The following is a 22,799-nucleotide window of genomic DNA, read 5'->3' as shown; positions in this document are numbered from 1 at the left end:
GCGCCATTTATAGGTCTGAAATGGTATGTTGGGCCCCTACACTTTTGCGGAGTCGACCAGACCACATGGCAAAAACCTTCGAGTTGGATACGCTGAAAATGCGACTCGACGATGCCGAGCTCAAGTTGTTGGATCTGCACCAGCGGATTCAGCGCGCGCTGCGGGCGTTGATCCTCGATGGCGCCCTTGATCCCGGTCTGAAGTTACCGTCTACCCGGACTTTGGCGAAGTCGCTCGGCGTTGCGCGCGACACGGTGGAGAACGCATATGTGCAATTGCATCGCGATGGCTTCATCGTGCGGCGTGAGGGGGCGGGCAGCTATGTGTGCGAAGCGCTTGGCACCCAACTGCATGGCGTAGCACGCAGGCGTAGCAAAACCCAAGACATCAACCACCGGGAGGAGGTGCCAAGGGCCGGATTGAGCCTGCGCGGGCGGATGATTTTCAACAGTGGCGGCGTCAGCGACCAGCAGGTGGTCACCGCGTTTGCGACCGGCCTGCCGGAAACCCGCACGTTCCCCATCGACGTGTGGGAGCGCCTGCAACGCCAGGTCATGAAGGACCATCGCGCCAACGTGCTACTGCATGGCGACCCCCAGGGCGCCGCACCGCTGCGCAAGGCCATCGCCACCTACTTGAACCTCGAGCGCGGGGCCCAATGCTCCCCGGACCAGATCCTGGTGTTGAGCAGTACGCGCCAGGCGCTGTTCCTGTGTGCGCTGTTATTGGTGGACGCCGGTCAATCGATCCTGCTGGAAAATCCGGGCTATTTCGGTGCCAGGAAAGCCTTTGAAGCGGCGCAAGCCAAGGTCGTCGGCATTGACGTCGATGAACTGGGCATCCGCACGCAATTGCTGCGGGCAGACCGCAGCGGCGCCAACTGCGTGTATGTCACACCGTCTCATCAATACCCCACGGGCGCGACGTTGCCGCTGGAGCGCCGGCTTGAACTGATCAACTGGGCAGCGGAGCAGGGCAAGTGGATCATCGAAGACGACTACGACAGCGAGTTTCACTACGACGGGCATCCGACAGCCTGCGTGCAAGGCCTGGACAAGCACCGGCGCACGATCTACCTGGGCACCTTCAGCAAAACGCTCTACCCGGGGCTGCGAATGGGCTACATGATACTGCCCCATGAGTTGGTCAAGACCTTTACTTACGCGCGCAGCATCATGGACGGCCACACACCACAAGTGTTGCAACTGACCCTGGCGCGCTTTATGGAGGATGGCCATTACAACGCCCATGTCCGCGCCATGCGCAAACTCTATGCCGCACGCCGCACCGCCACAATCGATGCGATTGGCAAGCACCTGGACGGGATAGTCACCGCGCTGCGCCCCCAAGGCGGGCTGCAGATCCCTTGTCTGCTTGCCGAGGGTTGGTCGGAAGAAAAAACCATTCGCCAGGCGGCGAGCGCGAATGTGCAGCTTTCGGGGCTGAGCCGGTTGTACGCTGGCGATAAGAAGACACAGGGTTGGCTGTTGGGGTACGCGTCCTTGACTGATCATGAGATCGAAACGGCGATGGTACGGCTGGCAACTGCGTTAAGAACCTAATAGAAAAGGGGCATTTCGCCTGTCCCAGCTAGCAAGCTGGGCCAACCGCCAGAACGCTCTGACGAACATAATAATTGTCGAATTCACTGCTTTCGACGAATTGGAAGCCATGGCGGATATAAAAGCGATTCGAAGCGCTGTCTTTGAGAGCTCCAACTCTAATAGGGAGCGCAGCCGCATCCGCCACTTTAAAAATCTGAGTGAGAACAACAGAGCCTATCCCTGATCCTTGCGCGCTCGGTCTCACATACAAGTGGTCGAGCAAGAGTTCATTGTGGTGATGCTTGACCACTACAAAACCAACTCTCTCTCCAGATACCTCTATGTAGTGTGTGTTGCGAGCTTCGAAACCACTAAGAAACCGCTCGCGCGCGCGAACCGGATCAAATCGCCCGACGCGCTCCAGACTTTCACGCATAGCCTCAATTCGAATGGCTACGAGATTGTCCAAGTCGTCTTGTTGAGCTGGGACCAAAATGACTGGGGAATTTTGATTGGGTGTAACGGGCATATTTTGCGCTCTATTTGCCACCATGGAAGGCCAGTATGGAGAGCCTGATGTGTGCTTCCCAAGTTGGCCTCACTGAATTTTCCCTGATTTCCCGGCGGCATCCGACAGGCTCCTTGTGGCCTGTTTTCTGCCCGTCGCGAGAGGCAGCTATTTCCGTCACCCATGAAAACACCTAAACCAAACTCTCCCGACCAACGCAACTCACATGCCCAACCCCCGCCGCCTGCAACCGTGCCACCAGATCCTCCCGCGCCGCGCGCCCACCTTCACGCACATATTTAAGCTCCGCCGCCGTGATCAACACCACCGGTACCAATTGCACCGGTGAGAGCGGCATGTCGTCGAGGCGGGTAGGGAAGTCCGGGGCAGGGCCGCCCAGCAGGACGCCGGTGGCGTCGTCTGCGGTGACGAACAGGTTGGGCAGTTGATCGCTCATCAGGTGCGACTGGCTGAAGCCGGGCAGTTCCAAGGAGAGGACGCCATGGCTTTCCAATTGATGGGTGATGCCGCCGGCGTTGGCGACGGTTTTGGCGACGTGTTCGAGCAGTTCGAATGCCCAGCTACGGCGTAGCGGGTCGACGTCGCCCAATGTGCCTCGAACGTTTTCGGGGATGTCGGGGGTTTCCAGGAACAGTTCCATTTCGAAGCCATTGCCGAGGCCTTCGGCGTCGTCGAACGGGTCGGATAACCCTTCGGTCGCCAGCACGATGCTGTTGGCGCGGCGTACCACGCGGTAGGCCTGGCGCGTGGACGGCCAGTAAGGGCCGCCGGTGAAGCTTGGGCTGATCAGGTAGGCGAGGACGTCCTGTTCGACAGTGCCAACAGACTGCCAGTGGCGGTCCAGGCATTCGGCACTGGCCAGGCGTGCGGCCAGGTTGGCGCTGTCGGGGTCGGTGGAGTCCACTTCAACCACTGGGGTATCGATTGTTTTTGACGAGCCGAACAGTTTCTTGAAGAAATTCATCTGCAGTCCTTTGCTGGAGGGAGAGCGCTTCAGGGATGGTTAAGCGCATTCACATAGGCGCGAAACATATCAGCCATCCCCTCGGAATACACAGCGATTTCTTGCGCCGTGCGTGGGCTGCAAGAGAAATCCTTGCCCACCGAACTGAGCGTGGCTCGAATCAGGTCGCAGGCCAGCGCGCGTGTCTGCTCAGAGACCTGCGGCAGTAACTCCAGCATGAATGCGTCGAAAGTCTCTCGGCTTGCCGCCCGGACTTCCAGCGCTTCCGGCGCATCGCGATAGAGCGGCGCCGCATCGTTCAACGCCCCGCGCATCTGCGCCTCTTCGCATTCCGACAGGATGAAGGCGTGCACCAGTTTGCGCAGGCGATCCAGCGGTGCTTCGGTATGTTTCTCCAGGATATTGCGCAGCATCCGGGTGGTCTGTTGCCACTCATCACTCTGCAACCGGAACAGAATCGCCGCCTTGTTGGGGAAGTATTGGTACACCGACCCCACGCTCACGCCGGCCTTTTCCGCGACCCGTGCGGTGGTGAAACGGGTGGCGCCTTCCTTGGCCAAAACCTGAACAGCCGCTTCGAGAATTGCCGCCACCAGCTCGGTGGAGCGCGCCTGTTGTGGCTGTTTGCGCGTGGAAATACGCGGGGTCTGGCGGCTGGTCATACCGGGCTCCGGACGCAGGAGGAATGCGAATAGCGAAGGTGGGGAATCACTCGCATACTTTTAATGCGACGAATTAGTCGCATCTTAGTCCCAACGCTACGGAAATCAATTATGTCGAGCCTGACCACTGCGCCTTTGGCGCCCCTGATCGAACGTCTGTATACCCAAGCCAGCGCCGCTACCAGCCCCTTGGTGAAATCGGTTTCCAAGGAGGAACGCGATCGACTGATGCACAGCAAGACCGAATACGTGGCGCTGTATTCAATGCTCAAGGACCTGTGGCTGCCGGTCTCGCGGGACACTGGCAAGCTGCTTTATATGCTGGCGCGCAGTAGCAACGCGCGGGCGATTGTGGAGTTTGGCACGTCGTTCGGCCTGTCCACCTTGCATCTCGCCGCTGCGTTGCGTGACAACGGCGGCGGTGTGCTGATCGGCAGCGAATTCGAAGCCTCGAAGATCGCCCTGGCGCGTGAGCACTTCATCGAGGGCGGGGTGAGTGACCTGATCCAGATCCGCGAAGGCGACGCGTTGGTCACCCTGGCCAGCGACCTGCCGGACAGCGTGGATTTGCTGCTGCTGGACGGCGCCAAGACGCTGTATGGCGATGTGCTGGGCCTGGTAGAAAAGCACCTGCGCCCCGGCGCGCTGGTGGTGGCGGACAACACTGATTATTGCCCTGAATACCTGACCTACGTACGCGCCCCGGAGAACGGCTACGTGTCTGTACCGTTTGCCGATGACATCGAACTGTCAATACGCCTGGGATAAACGAGGAGCCGCCTTATGCACGTATTTGTCACGGGCGCCACCGGCTGGGTGGGCTCTGAAGTGGTGAAGGACCTGATCGGCGCCGGCTACCTGGTGACCGGCCTGGCCCGCTCCGAGGATAAGGCCCGCGCCCTTGCCGCCACCGGCGCCAAGGTGCTGCGCGGCACGTTGGATGACCTGGACACCTTGCGCCGCGCCGCATGGACGGCTGATGCGGTGATCCATACCGCGTTCAACCATGACTTCTCGCGGTTCGTCGAAAACTGCGAGCAGGACCGCCGGGTGATCGAGGCCCTGGAGAGTGTGTTGAAAGGCTCGGACACGCCGCTGATTGTCACCTCGGGTTTGTCCGGCCTGGCACGTGGCGCCACCGAAGCGGATCTGCCGAGCGCCGCTTCCCCGCGCAAATCCGAATCTACGGCGCGGGCCCTGGCCGAACGCGGTGCGCCTGGCGCCGTCGGTGCATGGGGTGGGCGACCATGGTTTCCTGCCGATCCTGATCCGCCTGGCCCGCGAAACCGGCGTGTCGGCGTACATCGGGGAGGGGCAGAACTGCTGGTCGGGCGTCCACCGCAGCGATGCGGCGCGGGTGTATCGCCGAGTGCTGGACGATGGCTTGACTCAAGCGGCGTATCACGCGGTCGCGGACCAGGCGGTACCGTTCAAGGCGATTGCCGAAGTGATCGGGCGTCGGCTGGGTTTGCCGGTGGAGTCGCGGCCACGCGAACATTTTGGCTGGTTCGCCAATATGGCCGGTGCGGACATGGCCGTGTCCAGTGACCAGACCCGCGAATTGCTGCGATGGACGCCGGTCGGGCCCGGTCTGCTGGTGGACCTTGATCACGCCGATTACTTCAGGCACTGAGAGAACGATTTTCATGACACAACACAAATCCGTACTGCTGAATATGCTGCCGATCACCCTGGCGGTATTCATCGGCTTCCTGATTATCGGCATGCAGTTGCCCGTGTTGCCCTTGCACCTGAATCAGACGTTGGGCATGGGCACGCTGGTGGTGGGCGTGGTGATTGGCGCGCAATTCGCGGCGGCGTTGCTGTCGCGATCCTGGGCCGGCAATTTTGCCGATATGCGTGGCCCCAAGCGCGCGATGTTGCTGGGCATGCTGGTGGCGGCCAGTTCAGGGTTGTTCTATCTCGCTTCCCTGGCGTTTGTCGATTCGCCAGTGCTATCGGTGTGGGTGCTGCTGGCCGGGCGTGTGGTGCTGGCGCTGGGCGAAAGCCTGGTCATCACCGGTTCCATGGGCTGGGGCATGGGGCTGGTAGGGCCACAGAATACCGGTAAGGTGATGGCCTGGATCGGTATCGCGATGTACGCCGCCTTCGCGCTGGGTGCGCCGTTGGGTGTGGCAATCAACAGCCAATGGGGGTTCAGTGGGCTGTCCATTGCGAGCTTGATCATGCCGTTGCTGGCGTTTGGCATCGTGGTCGGTGCGAAGGGCGTCGCACCGACCAGCCAGCGGCGGACGTCGTTCTACTCGGTACTCGGGGCCGTCTGGCTGCCGGGCCTGGGGCTGGCATTTTCCAGCATCGGCTCCGGGGTCATTGCTGCCTTCGTCGCGCTGCTGTTTGCGGCCAGGGACTGGGACAATGCGTCGTTCGCCTTCACCGCGTTCGGTGTGGCGTTTATCGGTGCGCGGCTGTTCTTCGGGCATCTGCCGGACAAGCTGGGCGGGGCGAAGGTCGCGCTGGTCTGCGTGTTGGTCGAGGCGGCGGGGCAGTTGCTGATCTGGGGCGCTAACGATCCGTTGATGGCGTATCTGGGCGCCGCGCTCACGGGCTTCGGTTATTCGCTGGCGTTTCCGGGATTCGGGGTGGAAGCGATCAAACGCGCTCCGCCGCAAACCCGTGGGCTGGCGATGGGCGCTTATGTGGCGTTCCTGGATATTTCGCTCGGCATCACCAGCCCGTTGGCGGGCGCCTTGGCTGGTGCGGCAGGCGTGGCATCGGTGTACCTGGCGGGGGCGGTGGCGGTGGCACTGTCGGCGTTGGTGGCGTGGGTGCTACTGGCGAAAAGGCCGCTGCTCAGCGCTTGCTGAACGCGAGGCGCGCGGCAAACACCACAAAGATCATGCCGGTGGTGCGGTCCATCCACTGGATCACCTTTTCCCGGCGCATAAACCCGGACAGCGGTTGCGTGGCGCCGATCAACACCAATGACCACAACAGGCCGAGCAGCACATGGATGCCGACCAGGCCGAACGTCCACAGGATCAACGGCTGGCCCTGGGGGATGAACTGCGGCAGGAACGACACGTAGAAAATCCCCACCTTGGGGTTGAGCACGTTGCCCAGCATGCCTTTGATAAACCAATTGCCGGCCGGCTTGCCCTGCACCTCGGCGCCGGCCAGTGAGCGGCGCGGACGCAGCAGCATGTTCAAGCCCAGCCAGGCCAGGTAGGCGGCGCCGCAGTACTTGAGCAGGTTGAAGGCGACTTCCGACACGGCGATCAACGCGCCCAGACCGAAGGCAACCGCAGCGCCCCACAGCAGGCAGCCGGCATTGATGCCCAGCGTGGCTTGCAGCGCCTGGCGCTTGCCTTCCACTGTGGCGGTCCTGAGCACCAGGGCTGTATCGAGGCCGGGTGTGAGCGTCAGCAGGGTGGCGGCGAAGGTGAAGGCGAGGAGGTTATCCGTGATGGACATGGGTGGGCTTCGTGAATGGGTGGAGGTGAGCCTCAGCATATCGCGATTTTTTGTGGTGAGCGGGCTTGTTGTGGTGAGCCAGCTTGTTGTGGTGAGCGGGCTTGCCCCGCGCTGGGCTGCGCAGCAGCCCCAAAACCAGACCCTGAGGAGTACCTGGCACACCGCGCCCATCATTGATGGGGCTGCTGCGCAGCCCAACGCGGGGCAAGCCCGCTCACCACAGGACAGCTGCCAGCCACAGGGCACCGGCTAGCCGAGGACACCTGCTAGCCAGGCATTCAGCAGCGGCTCAGCGATTGAACCGCTCAACCAACGCATATTGGGTGGACGCCGTGTTCGTCAGTTCCTTGCTCAGGTCGGTGGATTGATGGGCCTGGATCGACGTCTGGTCGGCCAGTTCGGCGATGGTGGTGATGTTGCGGCTGATCTCTTCCGCCACCGCGCTCTGTTCCTCGGTGGCGGCGGCGATCTGGGTGGTCATGTCGGTGATATGCGACACCGCCTCGCTGATGCCCACCAGGGCCTGATCCGCCTCCAGCACCCAGGCCACGCCTTCCTGGGCCTGGCGCTGGCCGTGTTCCATGCTTTGCACGGCGTTGTTGGACGACGCCTGCAACTGGGTAATCAGCCCGTGGATCTGGGTGGTGGACTGCGACGTGCGCTGTGCCAGTTGGCGCACTTCATCGGCGACCACGGCAAAGCCGCGGCCTTGCTCACCGGCACGCGCGGCTTCAATGGCGGCGTTGAGGGCCAGCAGGTTGGTCTGGTCGGCAATCGCCTTGATTACGTCTACCACGCTGCCGATTTCGTCGCTGTCCCGCGCCAGTTGCGCTACGGTCGCGCCGGTTTCGCTGACCACGCTGGACAAGCGCTCGATGGCCTCACGGGTGTCCCGCGCGACTTCCCGGCCGCGCCCGGTCAGCACATTGGCTTGCTGGGTGGCATCCGCCGTGCGCTGGACGTGGCTGGCGACTTCCTGGGTAGTGGCGGCCATCTGGTTGACGGCGGCCGAGACCTGTTCGGTTTCGACGCGCTGGCGGTCCAGGCCCTTGGAGCTGGCGGTGGCCAACTGATCGGATTGCCCGGCCAGGGCGCTCAATTGTTCGGCGCTGTCCTGCAGACGGGTGAGGCAGGTTTTCAGGCGCGCTGCCTGGCTTTGGAACGCGGTCTCCAAACGTGCCTGCGGGCCGCTGGCATCGCTGTACATCTGCGCGATCAAGGCGTCCGACGTCGAGGGCTCAACGCCCTGCAACAGGCGCAAGGTGCTGCCTTGGCGCCAGCGTGAGCAGAGCACGCCCACTGGCACCGCGACGGCGACGGCCACGGCAATTGCCAGCGGCGCGTCGAGGGACAGACCGGCGAGGCTGCCGGCCACTGCGGTGGCCACGTAGGGCACGCAACTGATCGCGGCCGGCAGCCAGGCGTCCTGGCGCGGCACGCCCGGCTTACCTTGGCTGATACGTTGATAGAGGGCCTGGGCCCGGCGGATTTCATCAGCCGTGGGCTTGACCCGCACCGACTCGAAACCGACGAGCTGGCTGCCATCGAAGATCGGGGTGACGTAGGCGTTGACCCAATAGTGATCGCCGTTTTTCGAGCGGTTCTTGACGATGCCCATCCACGGCAGGCCTTGCTTGAGCGCACTCCACATGTGCGCAAACACGGCGGGCGGTACATCCGGATGGCGCACGATGTTCTGCGGCGCGCCGATCAGGTCGGTGCGTTCAAAGCCGCTGATCTCGACAAAGGCGTCGTTGCAGTAAGTGATGACACCTCTTACATCCGTGGCGGAGATGAGTTTTTGCGAAGGCGCGAGGGAAATCTCACGCTGTGTTACGGGCTGGTTATTGCGCATTCCGACTACTCCCTGGTTGCCCTCAGTCCATCGGCGCCAACTGCGAAAAGGTTAATCCATATGGGTCAATTCGCCAGCCGCTGGTCAAAAGCCTGAAACTTGCCAGTGAAACCCCTCATAATGGCGGCCATTTTTGTTTAGCCGTTATTCTGGTGTGCCCCCATGGAAATCAAGGTCAACTTTCTCGACAACCTCCGGCTTGAAGCCAAGTTCGATGACTTCACGGTGATTGCCGACCAGCCCATCCGCTACAAAGGCGATGGCTCGGCACCTGGGCCATTCGATTACTTCCTGGCGTCGTCGGCGCTGTGCGCGGCGTACTTCGTGAAGCTGTATTGCCAGACACGCAATATCCCCACCGACAATATTCGCCTGTCGCAGAACAACATCGTCGACCCGGAAAATCGCTATAACCAGATCTTCAAGATCCAGGTCGAGTTACCCGCGGATATTTCCGAGAAGGATCGCCAGGGCATTTTGCGTTCCATCGACCGTTGCACCGTAAAAAAAGTGGTGCAGGCCGGGCCTGAATTCGTCATCGAAGAAGTCGAGAACCTCGACGCCGATGCCCAGGCCTTGCTCATGCCGAACTCGACGTCCGAGGGCGGCACCTACATCGCCGGCAAGGACCTGCCGCTGGAACAGACCATCGCCAACATGTCCGGCATCCTCGCCGGCCTGGGCATGAAGATCGAGATCGCGTCGTGGCGCAATATCGTGCCCAACGTCTGGTCGTTGCATATCCGCGATGCGCATTCGCCGATGTGCTTTACCAACGGCAAGGGCGCGACCAAAGAGGGCGCCCTGGCGTCGGCACTCGGCGAGTTCATCGAGCGCCTCAATTGCAACTTCTTCTACAACGATCAGTTCTGGGGCGAGGAACTGGCCAACGCGCCGTTCGTGCATTACCCGGATGAGCGCTGGTTCCAACCAGGACCTGATGACGAACTGCCGAGCGAAATCCTCGATGCCTACTGCCTCAAGGTCTACAACCGCGACGGCGAGCTGCGTGGTTCGCACCTGTTCGACACCAACTCCGGCAATGAACAGCGCGGCATTGTTTCGCTGCCGTTCGTGCGCCAGTCGGACGGCGAAGTGGTGTACTTCCCGTCCAACCTGATCGAAAACCTCTACCTCAGCAACGGCATGAGCGCCGGCAACACCCTGGCCGAAGCGCAGGTGCAGTGCCTGTCGGAGATCTTCGAGCGCGCCGTGAAGCGTGAAATCATTGAAGGCGAATTCGCCTTGCCGGACGTACCGGCTGAGGTGCTGGCCAAGTACCCCGGCATTCTCGCCGGCATCCAGGGCCTCGAAGCCCAGGGCTTCCCGGTGTTGGTCAAAGACGCCTCCCTGGGCGGTGAATTCCCGGTGATGTGCGTGACCCTGATGAACCCGCGCACCGGCGGCGTGTTTGCCTCCTTCGGCGCGCACCCAAGCCTGGAAGTGGCACTGGAGCGCAGCCTTACCGAACTGCTGCAAGGCCGCAGCTTTGAAGGGCTGAACGATCTGCCGCAGCCAACCTTCGAAGGCCAGGCGGTGACCGAGCCGAACAACTTCGTCGAGCACTTCATCGACTCCAGTGGCGTGGTGTCATGGCGCTTCTTCAGTGCCCAGTCGGATTACGAGTTCGTTGAGTGGGACTTCACCGGCGAAGGCGCAGACTCGAATGCCCAGGAAGCCGCGACCCTGTTCGGCATTCTCGAAGGCATGGGCAAAGAGTCGTACATGGCCGTGTACGAACACCTCGGCGCCACCGCCTGCCGCATCCTCGTGCCGGACTACTCGGAAATCTACCCGGTGGATGACCTGATCTGGGACAACACCAACAAGGCCCTGTTTTTCCGCGAGGACATCCTCAACCTGCATCGCCTCAACGAGGAAGAATTGCAAGCGTTGGTCGAGCGCCTGATCGAAAGCGAACTGGACGACTACACCGATATCACCACCCTGATCGGCATCGAGTTCGACGACAACACCGCCTGGGGCCAGCTGACCATCCTGGAACTGAAACTGCTGATCTTCCTGGCCTTGCAGCAATATGAAGAGGCCAAGGAGTGCGTGGAGATGTTCCTGCAATACAACGACAACACCGTCGAGCGTGGCCTGTTCTACCAGGCGATGAATGCAGTGCTGGAGATGGAACTGGACGACGACCTGGAACTGGCCGACTACGAAGCCAACTTCCGCCGCATGTTCGGTGATGAGCGGATGGACGCGGTGATTGGCTCGGTGAAGGGTGATGTGCGCTTCTATGGCCTAACGCCGACCAGCATGAAGCTGGAAGGGCTGGACCGGCATCTGCGTTTGATCGACAGCTACAAGAAGCTGCATGCGGCGCGGGCCAAGGTCACCTCGGCCTGACATTCGCCACCCCCTGTAGGAGCGAGCTTGCTCGCGAAAAACCCAAGAACAGCGCGGGGCTCCAGATGCCCCGCGTCATCGTTGTCGATCTTCGCGAGCAAGCTCGCTCCTACAGGGGGATCAGCGCTATTTAGATTTTTTTCAGGGCCTGGGCCAGGTCCGCACGCAGATCCTCCACATCCTCAACCCCCACCGACAACCGCACCAACCCATCACCAATCCCCAACTGCGCCCGCGTCGCCGCCGGGATGCTGGCGTGGGTCATGATCGCCGGGTGTTCGATCAGGCTTTCCACGCCGCCGAGGCTTTCGGCCAGGGCGAAGATCCTGACGTTTTCCAGGAAGCGCCTGGCGCCGGCCAGGTCGCTGTTCAGGTCGATTGAAATCATCCCGCCAAACCCACGCATCTGTTTGCGCGCCAGTTCATGCTGCGGGTGGGACGTGAGGCCCGGGTAGTAAACCCGCGCCACTTGCGGCTGTTGTTCCAGCCAGGTGGCCAGGTCGAGGGCGTTGCTGCAATGGCGCTCCATGCGCAGGGCCAGGGTTTTCACACCGCGCAGGGTGAGGAAGGCGTCGAAGGGCCCGGCGATGGCGCCGACCGAGTTCTGCAAAAAGCCCAGGCGTTCAGCCAGTTCGGGGTTGTCGCCGACGATGGCAATGCCGCCTATTACGTCGGAGTGGCCGTTGAGGTATTTGGTGGTGGAGTGCACCACCACATCAAAGCCCAGCTCCAGCGGGCGCTGGATCCACGGGCTGGCGAAGGTGTTGTCGGCCACACAGATGATCCCGCGAGCGCGGCAGAGGCGCGCAATGGCGCTGAGGTCGGTGAGGCTCAGCAGCGGGTTGCTTGGGGTTTCGACCCAGACCATGCGCGTGTCGTCCTGCAAACTTGCTTCAAACGCCGACAGGTCACTCAGGTCGACAAAGCTGAAGCGGTGCCCGGCGCTGCGTTGGCGCACCTTGTCGAACAGGCGGAAGGTGCCGCCGTACAGGTCATTGCCGGAGACGATATGGGCGCCGGCGTCCAACAGCTCCAACACCGTCGAAATCGCCGCCAGCCCGGAGGCAAAGGCAAACGCCTGGCTGCCGCCTTCGAGGTCGGCCACGCAACGCTCCAGGGCAAACCGCGTGGGGTTGTGGGAGCGGCCGTAGTCGAAGCCTTTGTGCACGCCGGGGCTGTCTTGCAGGTAGGTGGAGTTGGCGTAGATCGGCGGCATCAGCGCGCCAGTGGTCGGGTCGGGAGATTGCCCGGCATGGATCACGCGGGTGGCAAACGCACTTTTATCGGACTGACTCATGCAAGGGATCTCCGTAGGTGGTTGAGCAGGTCGACGCGGGTGATCAGGCCATGGAAGCCCGACGCGTCGGCAATGATGGCGACCAGGCCGCGATCCAGCTCCGCTTGCAATTGCGCGAGGCTGGCGCTGGGGGCCAGGGTTTGCAGGGACGTGGTCATGGCGCTGGCGACGTTCATCGTGAAGTGGCTGGCGTCCTGGTGCAGGCCGAGCAGGATGTCGGATTCATCGATCACACCGACCAGTTGCTGGCCGTCCACCAGTACCGGTAGTTGCGATACATCCGCCAGGCGCATGCGCTGGAACGCGGTGAGCAGGGTGTCATCGGGGCTCACGCTGATCACGCGGCCGTCTTCGAAGCGCCGCGCAATCAAGTCGCGCAGGTCGCCGTAGTGTTTGTAGTGCAACAGGCCGGCGTCGTTCATCCATTGGTCGTTGTAGACCTTCGACAGGTAGCGCGTGCCGGTGTCGCAGACAAAGGTGACCACACGCTTGGGCGTGGTCTGTTCGCGGCAGTAACGCAGGGCAGCGGCGAGCAGGGTGCCGGTGGACGAGCCGCCGAGAATGCCCTCGGCCTTGAGCAGTTGGCGGGCGTGGTCGAAGCTTTCTTCATCGCTGATGGAATAGGCATGGCGCACGCTGGACAGGTCGGCAATCGACGGGATGAAGTCTTCGCCGATGCCTTCTACGGCCCATGAGCCTGGCGTTTCCAGCTTGCCACTGCGGCTGTACTCGGCCATCACCGAACCCACGGGGTCGGCGAGCACCATTTGCAGCTCCGGTTGCACGCGCTTGAAGAAGCGCGTCAGGCCGGTGAGGGTGCCGGCTGAGCCGACACCCACCACGATCGCATCCACATCATGCTGGGTTTGCGCCCAGATCTCCGGCGCGGTGCTGGTTTCGTGGGCCAGGGGGTTGGCCGGGTTGTTGAACTGGTCGGCGAAAAACGCATCTGGAATGTCCTTGGCCAGGCGTGCGGCCACGTCCTGGTAATACTCGGGGTGGCCCTTGCCCACATCGGAACGGGTGATATGCACCTCGGCGCCCATGGCCTTTAGGTGCAGTACTTTTTCCGTGGACATCTTGTCGGGCACCACCAACACCACTCGGTAACCTTTGGCGCGGCCGACCAGCGCCAGGCCCAGGCCGGTGTTGCCGGCGGTGGCTTCGATGATGGTGCCACCGGGGCGCAGGCGCCCGTCACGTTCGGCGGCGTCGATCATGGCCAGGCCGATGCGGTCCTTGATGGAGCCGCCGGGGTTCTGGGATTCGAGTTTGAGAAACAGCGTGCAAGGGCCGGTATCGAACCGGCTGACCCGAACCAGCGGCGTGTTGCCGATCAGTTCGAGCACGGCGGGGCGGGGCAGCGTGGGCATGTCGTCACCTGAATACGGATGGGTTGGACAGCAAAAGGCAAAGCGTGGGTTCGACGATAGGCCGGGATCGGTCCGGTCGCAACCGGACGGTCCGCTGCCTGTCTGTTTTTGGCGCATTAGCCGGGCAGGTGCTGCACCTGCTGCAAGCGGGCGACAACGGCCGCGCTGGCCGCCTGCATCGGCGCGCGCAATTCGCTGCCGATCAAGCCTTGCAGGGCCAGGGCGGCTTTTACCGGTGCCGGGTTGGGCTCCATGAACAGCGTGTTGATCAGCGGCACCAACTGCATGAACGTCGCTCGCGCTTCAGCCAATTGGTTGTCGCGTACCTGCTGGCACAGCGCCACGAACTGCTCCGTGTGGACATGCGCCGAGGCCGCAATCGCGCCGGTCGCGCCCAGGCACAGCGCGTTGAAGATCTGCAGGTCTTCGCCACACAGCACATCCACTTCACCGCTGGCCAGCAGCGCGAGGGTATTGCCCAGGTTGCCGCCACAGTCCTTGATCGCCACGATGCGTTCGTGGGCAACGATGTTGAGCAAGGTGGCCTGCTCGAACGTGGCGCCGGTGCGGTAGGGAATGTCGTACAGAATGATCGGCACGCTGGAGGCATCCGCCACGGTGCGGAAGAACGCTTCCAGGCCGGCCTGGGACGGGCGGATGTAACTCGGCGCCGGCACCAGCAGTCCGGCCACCGGGCGTTGCAGGATGTCACGCTGGAAACTCAGCAGTTCGACCTGGTTGTTGCCTGCCAGGCCCATCACCACGCGGTGCGCCGGCACCAGCTGCAACACTGCATCCAGCACCGCTAGTTGTTCGGCGCGGCTCAGCGACGCGGCTTCGCCGGTGGTGGTGCACACCATGATCCCGGCCACATGCTTTTCCAGCAGGTGGTTGACCAGCCGGCGCAGGCCGATAAAGTCGATGGCGCCGTCATGGAACGGCGTGACCACGGGAACCCAGATACCTTGAAACGATGACATGCACTTTCTCCTGATGATTGACCGCTTGAGTCACCGTCAGAAGGGCAGGGGCAATTGTGCAAGGGAGAGTAGACCGTCGCGCTCAATGTCCTGTCAGCTCATGTGACGGGACAGCGCGCCCCGGTCACATGAGCGACTGTTTCTTCGATTTGAGGGCGTGCGCAACGCAACCTTGCGCCTTGGCAATCAAGCCAATGACGGAAGGGTTAACGGAAGGCATTGCGGACATAAGCTGACACACCCTGAACAAGGCTTCCATCTTCATGGAATATTGCAGAGTGTGTCAACGGGGCTTATTCGAATTTATCGATACGCGAGTCGGAGTAGAAAAACTCGTTCTTGTCGGTGCTCGATTCAAAGAAATAGGCGTAGTCGGTCAGGAAGTACAGATGGTTGACGCGCTTGTACTTGTCGTCGTCAGTGCGGCAGGACAACGCCTTGGCGCTGCCCGTCAGTTTCGCGTTGAGTTCGCTGGCCGGCAGTTCACGCTCGACCTGGCAACGGTTGGTCTGCGCGTTGGTGCTGCTGCCGATCAGGCTGTTGAGGCTGGAGCGTGCGGTGGTATAGGTGACGGTCTCGCCCACGGGCAGGGTCTTCCAATTACCGGTGAAGCTCAGTTGGGTCAGGGTCGAGCTTTCCGCCATGCCCGAACCGCCGTAGGTGGCTTTCGACACCAGGTGGAACAGGTTGCGCCAGCTCACGGCCTGGCTCTCATAACCGTCGCCACGGGTGGCCAGGGCCAACTGGCCGCTTGGTGCGTCCTGGCTGATGAACTGCGTGCTTTGGTTATCGCTGGTCTTGCCACGGTAGTTGCTGGTGCCGACGAACTGTACGTACTTGAACGAGCGGGTGGGCTTGTCCAGGTTCAACTGGGCGATGGCTGCCAGCACCGCCGGCTGCACCGAGGTCAAGGCAATGGTGGCCGGCGCTTTCATGCGCGGTTTGAACGCGGGCAGTGCGGCGATTTTTTCCGGGCTGACGCAAACTTTGTTGAACAGCAATTCGTAGTCGGCATTGCTGCCGGCGATGTTCTGCGGCGTGGGGAAGCTGTCGACCCGGCCATCGCTGACGCGGTTGTTGGCGTCCATGTCGTAGCCGGCCAGGTTCCTGTACGTACCGCCTTTGCACGACACCGCCAAATGTTCCCGTTTTTGTGCATACGGGGCGTTGTAGGGCAGGTCGTTGAGCACCGTCGGGTTGTCGAAGGCGGCCCAGAAGCGCGTTTCGCCGTTGACGGTCTTGATACTGTTGGCGTCGATCAGCACCTGGTTGTCGCGCTCGTTGGTCTGCACCAGGCGCCAGTCTGGCTTGGGTGTTTCGGCACAGGCGCGGACGAAGGTCTGGTTGGCGGCCAGGGTGGCACGCAACTGCGGCGACAAGCTGCGGGGCGAACTGTAGCGACCGGCACTGGCGGGGTAGACCCGTTGCGAACCGTCCAGGTACAGCAAGTGCAGTTGTGGCGAAGAACAGGCGGCCTCGACTTGCAACGTGCGGCGCAGAGCGCCCGGATCGCCAGGCATCAACAGTTCGAAGCTGAGCACGTCGCCTTCGCGCACGATACTGTTTTCAACCAGGGGCTGGGCGAGGGCGCCGGCCAGCATGTTTTCGACTTGGGTTTTCTGGGTGGCGCAACCGGCCAGGGTGGCAATGCCACCGATCAGCAAAAAGGGAGTGATAAAACGCACGAGAGCCTCGTTGAGTCCATTCGGGGATGTCAGGGTGACGGCGGGTGACGCTGGAACTTTAACTGGATGTTGCAGGTGCCAAGCCTAACCAGCAGGACGGCCGCTGTACAGCCGCAGCTGGATATGTACGGGTCGCAATGGTTCCAGCATGGCTGCCGCCAACCGGTAGTCTGTGCAGACATTCCGGGAGAAACGCGATGATCCGACGTGCGTGTTTGGCTGCTCTGCTGACCCTGTCCGCCTCAACCGCCTTCGGCGCCTCAACCTATGATCACGTGTATGCCTTTGGTGACAGCTACTCCGACAATGGCGCGGGCGAAGCGCTCACCACACGGCTCGCCGCACAGAAGATCAAGGAGGCCCAGGTGTTGCCTGGGCCGCTGTACTGGCAGGGGCGCTGGAGCAACGGCCCGACCGCCGTCGAAGGCCTGGCCCAGGCCCTGCACACACCGCTGACCGACTACGCGGTGGGCGGCGCGAAAAGTGGCCACGGCAATTACTACACCTGGATGATGCCCTCCGAGGACACGGGTGTCCTGGGGCAAGTCGCCGAGCACTTGCACGCTGCCAAGTCCCACAACGCCGACCCCAAGGCGCTGTACTTCATCTTCATCTCGGCCAATGACTTTTTCGAGTGGGCCGACTTCTCCCACACGGAAACCCTTGAGGCACTGAGCGAATCGAGCCTGGCGAATATTCGCAAAGCCACTGAGCAACTGGTGGCCGCAGGTGCCCGGCATGTGATGGTGGTGGGCACCACAGACCTCAGCCATGTGCCTGCGGTGGTGCAGGGTAACCAAGTCGCCAACGCGAAAAAATACCAGCAGTTGCTCGCGCAGAAACTCCCGGCCTTGCTGGCGCAGATTGGCACGGCGAAGGTCAGCTACTTCGACCACCTGGCTTTTAGCGATGCACTGCGCGCCAATCCGGCGGCCCATGGTTTCAGCGACCTCGACACGCCTTGCCAGGTTACTTACCCGGAGGCTAAACCGGTGTGTGCCAACCCCGACGCGCATTATTACTGGGACGAATGGCACCCCACCCGCAAGGTCCATGCCCTGGCGGCCAACGCCATGCTGGATGCTCTGCCTTAACCCGCCGCTATCGCCGCCTCAATCGTCGCGATGTCGATCTTTCTCATGGTCATCATCGCGTCAAAGGCGCGCTTGGCCGTCGCCGGGTCGGGGTGAGTCACCGCGTCGGTCAGCACGCGCGGGCTGATCTGCCACGACACCCCCCACTTGTCCTTGCACCAGCCGCAGGCGCTTTCCTGGCCGCCGTTGCCGACGATGGCGTTCCAGTAACGGTCGGTTTCGGCCTGGTCATCGGTGGCCACCTGGAACGAAAACGCCTCGGTATGCGGGAATATCGGCCCGCCGTTGAGGCCAATGCAGGGGATGCCCAAGACGGTGAAGTCCACGGTCAATACATCGCCCTGTTTGCCGGACGGGTAATCGCCGGGCGCCAGGTGCACGGCATTCACCCGGCTGTCCGGAAAGGTCAGGGCATAGAAGGTCGCAGCCTCAAGGGCGGTGCCGTTGTACCAGAGGCAGAGCGTGTTTTTGTGGGTCATGATCGGTCTCCACGTGAGAATGGCCCTGTGGAGTTTAGCCGCCCAATTGTTGCGCGATAGCCGCTTTGTCGATTACCGACCAGACGTGGGCGAATGTGCCGTCGACCAGCTCATAGAAGACATTTTCGTCGAACCTCACCTGGCGCCCATTGATCGGCAACCCAAAGAACTCGCCCCTGGGCGTGACCTTGAAGTTCAGGCGACTGGCCACGGTGGGCGGATCGGCCACCAGCAGCTGGATGCGGAACACCAGGTCCGGTATCTCACGAAAATCCCGCTCCAGCATGGCTCGGTAGCCGGTGAGGCCGACGACTTCGCCGTTGTAGGTCACGTTCGGGTGCACGAAATGACCCAGGTGGTCCCAGTCCTGGCGGTTGAGGCAGTCGATATAGCGTTGGTAGAAGGTGGCGAGCTCGTCTCTGCTCATGTCAGGTTCTCCTGGGTTAAAAACGCTCGTCCAGTATCGCCGGCAAGGTGATGTCCTTGACGAAACTGGCCGAGGACAGGCTTAACGTCATGCGTACCACCTGCACCACATCGTGCACAGGAATCGAATGGCCTTCATCCCTTTGCTCGGCCTGTGCACGTGGGGTGCTCAAGGGATCTTCGGTGTTGAGATAACCCAGGTTCAGGCAGGTTACCGCCAGGCGCTGCCGGCGATAACCTTCACGCAGGGCATCGGCGATCCCGCGCAAGGCGAACTTGGAGGCGCCGAAGGCGACTTCCGGCCGACCACTTTGCGGCAGGCCGGAGGTGGAGCCGGTAAGAATGATCCTGGGGTGGGGGCTCTTGAGCAGCACCGGCAACAGGCGCTTGATCAGCAGCAGGGTGGAGGTGATGTTGCAGGTGACGATGGCTTCGATCTGGTCATCGTCGTCGGCGAGGAAGTTGTAGGCCGGGTCGAAGGCGAATTCTTCCCAGATGCCCAGGTTGTAGATCAACGTGTCCAGGCCGTTATCGGCAATCGCCTCGGCGATGACGTGCGCGGCCTGGGCAGGTTTGGCGAGATTGGCCTCAATCCATTGCACTTCCACGCCGTCCTTGTGATCCAGCTGTTCTGGGCGACTGCGGGACACGCCGATCAGCGTATCCCCAGGCTCACCGAGCCCTTCGATCAGGGCTTTGCCCAATCCTTTGCTTGCACCTACCACCAGGGTTTTCATTGTGTGTCTCCTTGACAGTCAAACCGTTATTCAAGCCCTGCGCGCCATCAACAACACCGTCGCCGCCGCCGACAACAACCCGGCGCAGCAGCGGTTGAAGATCCGCTTGCCTCGTGGTTCGGCAAACCAGCGGCGCATATGCAGGCCCATATAGGCGTAGGCGCTGATGGCAATCCACTCCAACACCAGAAACATCGCGCCGAGCAGGGCAAACTGTGGGGTGATCGGTTCACCGGGCACTACGAACTGCGGAAGGAAGGCGGTGAAGATCAAGATTGCCTTCGGATTACCCGCTGCCACCAAAAACTCCTGCCGCGCCAACGCCCACAATCCCACCTTGGCCGTTGCAGACTCAGCCCCCGCTTCCGGATTAGCCCGCCACAACTGAAACGCCAGATAAAACAGATACGCCGCGCCCAGAATCTTGATCCCATAGAACAACAACTCCGACGTTTGCAGCACCACCGCCAACCCGGCGGATGCGAGGGCGATCATGCCGGCGAAGGCCAGCAGGCGGCCAATGCCCGCAAGGCATGACGTGCGGTAGCCGTAGCGGGTGGAGTTGCTGACGGACAGCAGGTTGTTCGGGCCCGGCGCCATGTTCAGGGCGAAGCAGGCGGGGAGGAAAAGGGCGAGGGTGGCGAGGTCCATGGCGGCTCCGGGTTCGCGGGGGCGGGTAGGGGTGAGGATAAGGGGAGCGGGGCGGTTGGACAATGCGCGCGTTGGGTCTAAGACGACACCAACGCGCGCGGCTCAGCTTAGCTCTGGCTTGCAGGTGCTTCTTTGGGGGTTGAAACCTCGGCGCGCAGCCGTTGACCGATGATGTCCATCAGGTCGCAGCCGTCACGCAAAGGGATTGCCAGCAATTGTGCAAAGTCAGAAAGCACTACGGAATCTGTTTCCAACTCGCTGCGAAAGGCAATGTTTTCCAGTACTTGAGTCACGGTGCGGATGCGGTAATCCGCCATCGCTTGCAGCACATCGAGCGGCGCTTCTGAATCAATGAGCAAAGAGGCGGGAACCAGATCGATTCCAGTCAGAGGGATATATCGTTCCATCTTGAAAACTCCGATAAGTGCAGTAGTTGACCGCCACTCAGTCGTCGCCAAACGAAAGGGTGACAGCTGTACGCAGGTTGGCGAACCGGTATCGGAAAACCCGGCAGACCCGAAGGTCTCCCGCGCACAGCCGCCATTAAGACAGCTTTGCAGGCGTGCAACAGCCTCTACAAAAAGCGCAGTGCTTTTGCATCCGATAGTCAGGTCGCCAAACCTGTTCGCCATGTGGGCGACGGGGCGGACTATAAGCGGCATTGGGTTTGGGGGGCAACCGGAAGGTGGTAAGAGAAGGACGGGAATGCTTACGCCTTGGGCAAACGCGAATGTTGAGGAACTGATTTGAGGAGCTTCACGGAGTACGCCAGCATCAGAAAACACTACACGCGTCGCCATCTGTCGAAATCCCCTACAGAAAAATTGACCGCAAGCGTCCTACAAAGTTAACTGTACATTCATACAGTAAATGTAAAAGGCCGCATCATGAGCTTCACCATTCTAGGTCCCATCGCTGAGGTCGGCGCGAAGTTGCCGTTGTGCTCGTTCCAGGTCCCGGCCGGTTTTCCTTCGCCGGCAGCGGACCACATTGAGCAGCACATCTCATTGGATGAGGTCCTGAATATCCGAGCGCCCCACGTGTACCTGGTGGCAATCACCGGTGAGAGCATGCAGGGCGTTGGGATCTTCGATGGTGACCTGGCCGTGGTAGACCGTGCCATTGAGCCGATCCATGGGCATGTGGTCGTGGCGCTGCTGAACAACGAGCCTGTGTGTAAGCGCCTATGCAAGCGCGGCCGGGAAGTGGTCCTGCTTTCCGAAAACCCCAAGTTCCCGGCACGCTACGTTCTCGAAGGCGACGAGCTATCGATCTGGGGCGTGATTACCAGCACCGTGCGCAGTCATGTCTAAGCAGCAGCCAACCTTCGCACTGATCGACTGCAACAGCTTCTATGCCAGTTGCGAGCGGGTATTCCGGCCCGACCTGGCGAAGGTGCCCATCGTGGTGCTGAGCAATAACGACGGCTGTGTCATCGCACGGAGCTACGACGCCAAACCCTTCATCAAAATGGGCGAGCCGTATTTCCAGATCAAGCACAAGCTCAAGCAGCACGGCATCGTCCCGTTCTCCTCCAACTATGCACTGTACGGCGACATGAGCGAGCGCGTGATGAGCCTGATCGAGGCGATGGTGCCGGCAGTCGAGGTGTACAGCATCGACGAGGCGTTCGCCGATCTGACTGGTATCGGTGAGCTGGATGCTTTAGGCCGGCAGATTCGCGCGCAGGTGCTTCGCTGCACTGGTATCCCTGTCGGTGTTGGTATCGCTCACACAAAGACCCTGGCGAAGCTTGCAAACCACACCGCGAAGCGCCTGCAGTCCCAAACCGGTGGGGTGGTCAACATCACCGATCCGGTTAAACGTGACTGGGTACTACGCAATACGGACGTGGCGGAAGTGTGGGGCGTTGGCCGCAAGATGAAACTCCATCTTGATGCCATGGGTATCAAGTCGGCTATGGACCTGGCAAAGGCCGATCCGTGGACGCTCCGTAAGAAGTTCAGCATTGTGATCGAGAAGACGGCCAGGGAGTTGAGCGGCACGCCTTGCCTGGAGCTGGATGAGCCGGATCCGCCGAAGCAGGAGATCTGCTGCAGCCGCATGTTCGGCATGAGGCTGACAGAGCTGCCGCCCATCAAGGAGGCGGTGGCCACCTACATGATGCGTGCCTCTGAGAAGCTCCGCTCCCAGGGCTCGCTGTGCAAGAAGGTACGCGTGTGCATCCGCACTGGCATGTTCAACCCAGAGGAGGCGAAGTATGCCAATGGGGTGGTGGTGGATATGCCGTACCCCACTGAAGACGTGCGGCTGCTGACTCAAGCGGCGGTAGGTGCGCTTGAACGGATATTTCGACCAGGTTTTAAGTACAGCAAGGCTGAGGTGATGTTACTGAATCTCTGCCAGCTCGGTGAGTACACCGATGATTTGTTTGCTCTATCACAGCCGGCGGAGGCGACTCGGGTGATGACAGTCATGGACCTGATCAATGAGCGATGGGGTAGGGGAACGCTGCGCTCGGCTTGTGTGCCGGCAGATCCTGATTGGGGCATGCGCCGCGATATGATGAGCCAAAGTTATACGACGAAGCTTGATCAGCTCTGGTCTGTAGTCTGTAGGTAGCGGCAGCTTTCGGCCAAAAGCGGACAGTGATATAAAAACAAATCTGTCCCCTTTTCGGAAAGAAAATGGCCGAGGTTGTCGGATGTAATTGACAACCTCCGTCATGCGGAGTGGTGTTCTTCGTGTCTCCTAGGCCTGCTGCATATA

General features: G+C 61.3%; 22 protein-coding genes and 2 pseudogenes. 9 read left to right on the top strand and 15 right to left on the bottom strand.

Annotation, left to right across the window (positions count from 1 at the left end; all coding sequences use genetic code 11):
* Positions 1–65: 65 nt before the first annotated feature.
* A complete protein-coding gene (pdxR, locus tag BLR69_RS07145; RefSeq protein ID WP_071495433.1) occupies positions 66–1,562 on the top strand; it encodes a MocR-like pyridoxine biosynthesis transcription factor PdxR in 1,497 nt (498 codons plus the stop codon).
* 28 nt (positions 1,563–1,590) lie between these two features.
* Here pdxR and BLR69_RS07140 read toward each other — a convergent pair whose 3' ends face one another.
* The 3 genes from BLR69_RS07140 to BLR69_RS07130 form a co-directional block, all read right to left on the bottom strand.
* Positions 1,591–2,073: a GNAT family N-acetyltransferase gene (locus BLR69_RS07140; protein WP_071495434.1), complete on the bottom strand. Its 483-nt coding sequence runs from the start codon at positions 2,071–2,073 to the stop codon at positions 1,591–1,593.
* 172 nt (positions 2,074–2,245) lie between these two features.
* Positions 2,246–3,037 carry a suppressor of fused domain protein gene (locus BLR69_RS07135; RefSeq protein ID WP_071495435.1) on the bottom strand — a complete coding sequence of 264 codons (792 nt, stop codon included), beginning with the start codon at positions 3,035–3,037 and terminating at the stop codon, positions 2,246–2,248.
* A 29-nt stretch (positions 3,038–3,066) separates the two neighbouring features.
* Complete coding sequence (locus BLR69_RS07130) at positions 3,067–3,699, bottom strand: TetR family transcriptional regulator (protein WP_071495436.1); 633 nt, start codon at positions 3,697–3,699, stop codon at positions 3,067–3,069.
* Between the two features lie 111 nt (positions 3,700–3,810).
* On the opposite strand from BLR69_RS07130, the gene BLR69_RS07125 reads away from it, so the two are divergent.
* The 4 genes and pseudogenes from BLR69_RS07125 to BLR69_RS07115 all read left to right on the top strand — a co-directional run bounded on the left by BLR69_RS07125 (position 3,811) and on the right by BLR69_RS07115 (position 6,524).
* The gene (locus BLR69_RS07125; protein WP_071495437.1) at positions 3,811–4,467 is read left to right on the top strand and encodes an O-methyltransferase; all 657 of its coding nucleotides are present in this window, start codon (positions 3,811–3,813) and stop codon (positions 4,465–4,467) included.
* Positions 4,468–4,482: 15 nt separating this feature from the next.
* Positions 4,483–4,704: pseudogene (locus BLR69_RS31350) on the top strand (NAD(P)H-binding protein); the annotation flags it as partial.
* 205 nt (positions 4,705–4,909) lie between these two features.
* Positions 4,910–5,332: a Rossmann-fold NAD(P)-binding domain-containing protein gene (locus BLR69_RS31345; RefSeq protein ID WP_307635973.1), complete on the top strand. Its 423-nt coding sequence runs from the start codon at positions 4,910–4,912 to the stop codon at positions 5,330–5,332.
* A gap of 13 nt (positions 5,333–5,345) precedes the next feature.
* Positions 5,346–6,524 carry an arabinose transporter gene (locus tag BLR69_RS07115; protein ID WP_071495438.1) on the top strand — a complete coding sequence of 393 codons (1,179 nt, stop codon included), beginning with the start codon at positions 5,346–5,348 and terminating at the stop codon, positions 6,522–6,524.
* Here BLR69_RS07115 and BLR69_RS07110 read toward each other — a convergent pair.
* The 3 genes and pseudogenes from BLR69_RS07110 to BLR69_RS31630 all read right to left on the bottom strand — a co-directional run.
* On the bottom strand, positions 6,511–7,131 hold the full coding sequence (locus tag BLR69_RS07110; protein WP_071495439.1) for a LysE family translocator: 621 nt from the start codon (positions 7,129–7,131) through the stop codon (positions 6,511–6,513). The genes BLR69_RS07115 and BLR69_RS07110 overlap by 14 nt on opposite strands.
* Before the next feature lie 289 nt (positions 7,132–7,420).
* Positions 7,421–8,455 carry a methyl-accepting chemotaxis protein gene (locus tag BLR69_RS07100; protein ID WP_425048678.1) on the bottom strand — a complete coding sequence of 345 codons (1,035 nt, stop codon included), beginning with the start codon at positions 8,453–8,455 and terminating at the stop codon, positions 7,421–7,423.
* Positions 8,456–8,716: 261 nt separating this feature from the next.
* Positions 8,717–8,986 (bottom strand): annotated as a pseudogene (locus tag BLR69_RS31630) (PAS domain-containing protein); the annotation flags it as partial.
* A gap of 162 nt (positions 8,987–9,148) precedes the next feature.
* Here BLR69_RS31630 and BLR69_RS07095 point away from each other — a divergent pair.
* Positions 9,149–11,347, top strand: a complete 2,199-nt coding sequence (locus tag BLR69_RS07095) for an OsmC domain/YcaO domain-containing protein (protein WP_071495442.1) — start codon at positions 9,149–9,151, stop codon at positions 11,345–11,347.
* Positions 11,348–11,477: 130 nt separating this feature from the next.
* Here the strand turns inward: BLR69_RS07095 and BLR69_RS07090 are convergent, their stop codons facing one another.
* From BLR69_RS07090 to BLR69_RS07075, 4 genes are all read right to left on the bottom strand, one after another.
* Positions 11,478–12,644 (bottom strand): cystathionine gamma-synthase, encoded by a 1,167-nt coding sequence (locus BLR69_RS07090; protein ID WP_071495443.1) that lies wholly within the window; start codon positions 12,642–12,644, stop codon positions 11,478–11,480.
* Complete coding sequence (locus BLR69_RS07085) at positions 12,641–14,017, bottom strand: pyridoxal-phosphate dependent enzyme (protein WP_071495444.1); 1,377 nt, start codon at positions 14,015–14,017, stop codon at positions 12,641–12,643. Before BLR69_RS07085 ends, BLR69_RS07090 begins: the two co-directional genes overlap by 4 nt.
* Before the next feature lie 116 nt (positions 14,018–14,133).
* A complete protein-coding gene (dapA, locus tag BLR69_RS07080) occupies positions 14,134–14,997 on the bottom strand; it encodes a 4-hydroxy-tetrahydrodipicolinate synthase (protein WP_071495445.1) in 864 nt (287 codons plus the stop codon).
* Between the two features lie 293 nt (positions 14,998–15,290).
* Entirely contained in the window at positions 15,291–16,682 is a 1,392-nt protein-coding gene (locus tag BLR69_RS07075) for a hypothetical protein (RefSeq protein WP_071495446.1), read from the bottom strand.
* A gap of 197 nt (positions 16,683–16,879) precedes the next feature.
* Between BLR69_RS07075 and BLR69_RS07070 the strand changes: the two genes are divergently transcribed.
* On the top strand, positions 16,880–17,776 hold the full coding sequence (locus BLR69_RS07070; RefSeq protein WP_071495447.1) for an SGNH/GDSL hydrolase family protein: 897 nt from the start codon (positions 16,880–16,882) through the stop codon (positions 17,774–17,776).
* On the opposite strand, the gene BLR69_RS07065 is transcribed toward BLR69_RS07070, so the two are convergent.
* The 5 genes from BLR69_RS07065 to BLR69_RS07045 all read right to left on the bottom strand — a co-directional run bounded on the left by BLR69_RS07065 (position 17,773) and on the right by BLR69_RS07045 (position 20,476).
* Positions 17,773–18,255, bottom strand: coding sequence for a VOC family protein (locus tag BLR69_RS07065; protein ID WP_071495448.1), 483 nt, complete (start codon positions 18,253–18,255; stop codon positions 17,773–17,775). The two genes, BLR69_RS07070 and BLR69_RS07065, sit on opposite strands and share 4 nt — an antisense overlap.
* 34 nt (positions 18,256–18,289) lie before the next feature.
* Entirely contained in the window at positions 18,290–18,682 is a 393-nt protein-coding gene (locus BLR69_RS07060) for an ester cyclase (protein WP_071495449.1), read from the bottom strand.
* A 16-nt stretch (positions 18,683–18,698) separates the two neighbouring features.
* The gene (locus BLR69_RS07055) at positions 18,699–19,418 is read right to left on the bottom strand and encodes an SDR family NAD(P)-dependent oxidoreductase (protein WP_071495450.1); all 720 of its coding nucleotides are present in this window, start codon (positions 19,416–19,418) and stop codon (positions 18,699–18,701) included.
* Between the two features lie 30 nt (positions 19,419–19,448).
* On the bottom strand, positions 19,449–20,069 hold the full coding sequence (locus tag BLR69_RS07050) for a LysE family translocator (protein WP_071495451.1): 621 nt from the start codon (positions 20,067–20,069) through the stop codon (positions 19,449–19,451).
* A 107-nt stretch (positions 20,070–20,176) separates the two neighbouring features.
* A complete protein-coding gene (locus BLR69_RS07045) occupies positions 20,177–20,476 on the bottom strand; it encodes a hypothetical protein (protein ID WP_071495452.1) in 300 nt (99 codons plus the stop codon).
* 480 nt (positions 20,477–20,956) lie between these two features.
* Here BLR69_RS07045 and BLR69_RS07040 point away from each other — a divergent pair, with 480 nt between their 5' ends.
* On the top strand, positions 20,957–21,382 hold the full coding sequence (locus BLR69_RS07040; RefSeq protein WP_044286813.1) for a LexA family protein: 426 nt from the start codon (positions 20,957–20,959) through the stop codon (positions 21,380–21,382).
* Entirely contained in the window at positions 21,375–22,652 is a 1,278-nt protein-coding gene (gene umuC, locus BLR69_RS07035) for a translesion error-prone DNA polymerase V subunit UmuC (protein WP_071495453.1), read from the top strand. Before BLR69_RS07040 ends, umuC begins: the two co-directional genes overlap by 8 nt.
* The last annotated feature ends 147 nt before the right edge of the window (positions 22,653–22,799 follow it).

The organism is Pseudomonas azotoformans (assembly GCF_900103345.1).
In the GTDB taxonomy this organism is placed as follows: Bacteria; Pseudomonadota; Gammaproteobacteria; order Pseudomonadales; family Pseudomonadaceae; genus Aquipseudomonas; species Aquipseudomonas azotoformans.
Note: the sequence above shows the minus strand (reverse complement) of the source record. Positions and strands in the feature narration are given on the sequence as shown.

Bases quoted from the DNA above. Each gene is read 5' to 3' on its own strand.
- pdxR (WP_071495433.1), top strand. From the start codon at position 66: ATGGCAAAAACCTTCGAGTTGGATACGCTGAAAATGCGACTCGACGAT.
- BLR69_RS07140 (WP_071495434.1), bottom strand. From the start codon at position 2,073: ATGCCCGTTACACCCAATCAAAATTCCCCAGTCATTTTGGTCCCAGCT.
- BLR69_RS07135 (WP_071495435.1), bottom strand. From the start codon at position 3,037: ATGAATTTCTTCAAGAAACTGTTCGGCTCGTCAAAAACAATCGATACC.
- BLR69_RS07130 (WP_071495436.1), bottom strand. From the start codon at position 3,699: ATGACCAGCCGCCAGACCCCGCGTATTTCCACGCGCAAACAGCCACAA.
- BLR69_RS07125 (WP_071495437.1), top strand. From the start codon at position 3,811: ATGTCGAGCCTGACCACTGCGCCTTTGGCGCCCCTGATCGAACGTCTG.
- BLR69_RS07115 (WP_071495438.1), top strand. From the start codon at position 5,346: ATGACACAACACAAATCCGTACTGCTGAATATGCTGCCGATCACCCTG.
- BLR69_RS07110 (WP_071495439.1), bottom strand. From the start codon at position 7,131: ATGTCCATCACGGATAACCTCCTCGCCTTCACCTTCGCCGCCACCCTG.
- BLR69_RS07095 (WP_071495442.1), top strand. From the start codon at position 9,149: ATGGAAATCAAGGTCAACTTTCTCGACAACCTCCGGCTTGAAGCCAAG.
- BLR69_RS07090 (WP_071495443.1), bottom strand. From the start codon at position 12,644: ATGAGTCAGTCCGATAAAAGTGCGTTTGCCACCCGCGTGATCCATGCC.
- BLR69_RS07085 (WP_071495444.1), bottom strand. From the start codon at position 14,017: ATGCCCACGCTGCCCCGCCCCGCCGTGCTCGAACTGATCGGCAACACG.
- dapA (WP_071495445.1), bottom strand. From the start codon at position 14,997: ATGTCATCGTTTCAAGGTATCTGGGTTCCCGTGGTCACGCCGTTCCAT.
- BLR69_RS07070 (WP_071495447.1), top strand. From the start codon at position 16,880: ATGATCCGACGTGCGTGTTTGGCTGCTCTGCTGACCCTGTCCGCCTCA.
- BLR69_RS07065 (WP_071495448.1), bottom strand. From the start codon at position 18,255: ATGACCCACAAAAACACGCTCTGCCTCTGGTACAACGGCACCGCCCTT.
- BLR69_RS07060 (WP_071495449.1), bottom strand. From the start codon at position 18,682: ATGAGCAGAGACGAGCTCGCCACCTTCTACCAACGCTATATCGACTGC.
- BLR69_RS07055 (WP_071495450.1), bottom strand. From the start codon at position 19,418: ATGAAAACCCTGGTGGTAGGTGCAAGCAAAGGATTGGGCAAAGCCCTG.
- BLR69_RS07050 (WP_071495451.1), bottom strand. From the start codon at position 20,069: ATGGACCTCGCCACCCTCGCCCTTTTCCTCCCCGCCTGCTTCGCCCTG.
- BLR69_RS07045 (WP_071495452.1), bottom strand. From the start codon at position 20,476: ATGGAACGATATATCCCTCTGACTGGAATCGATCTGGTTCCCGCCTCT.
- BLR69_RS07040 (WP_044286813.1), top strand. From the start codon at position 20,957: ATGAGCTTCACCATTCTAGGTCCCATCGCTGAGGTCGGCGCGAAGTTG.
- umuC (WP_071495453.1), top strand. From the start codon at position 21,375: ATGTCTAAGCAGCAGCCAACCTTCGCACTGATCGACTGCAACAGCTTC.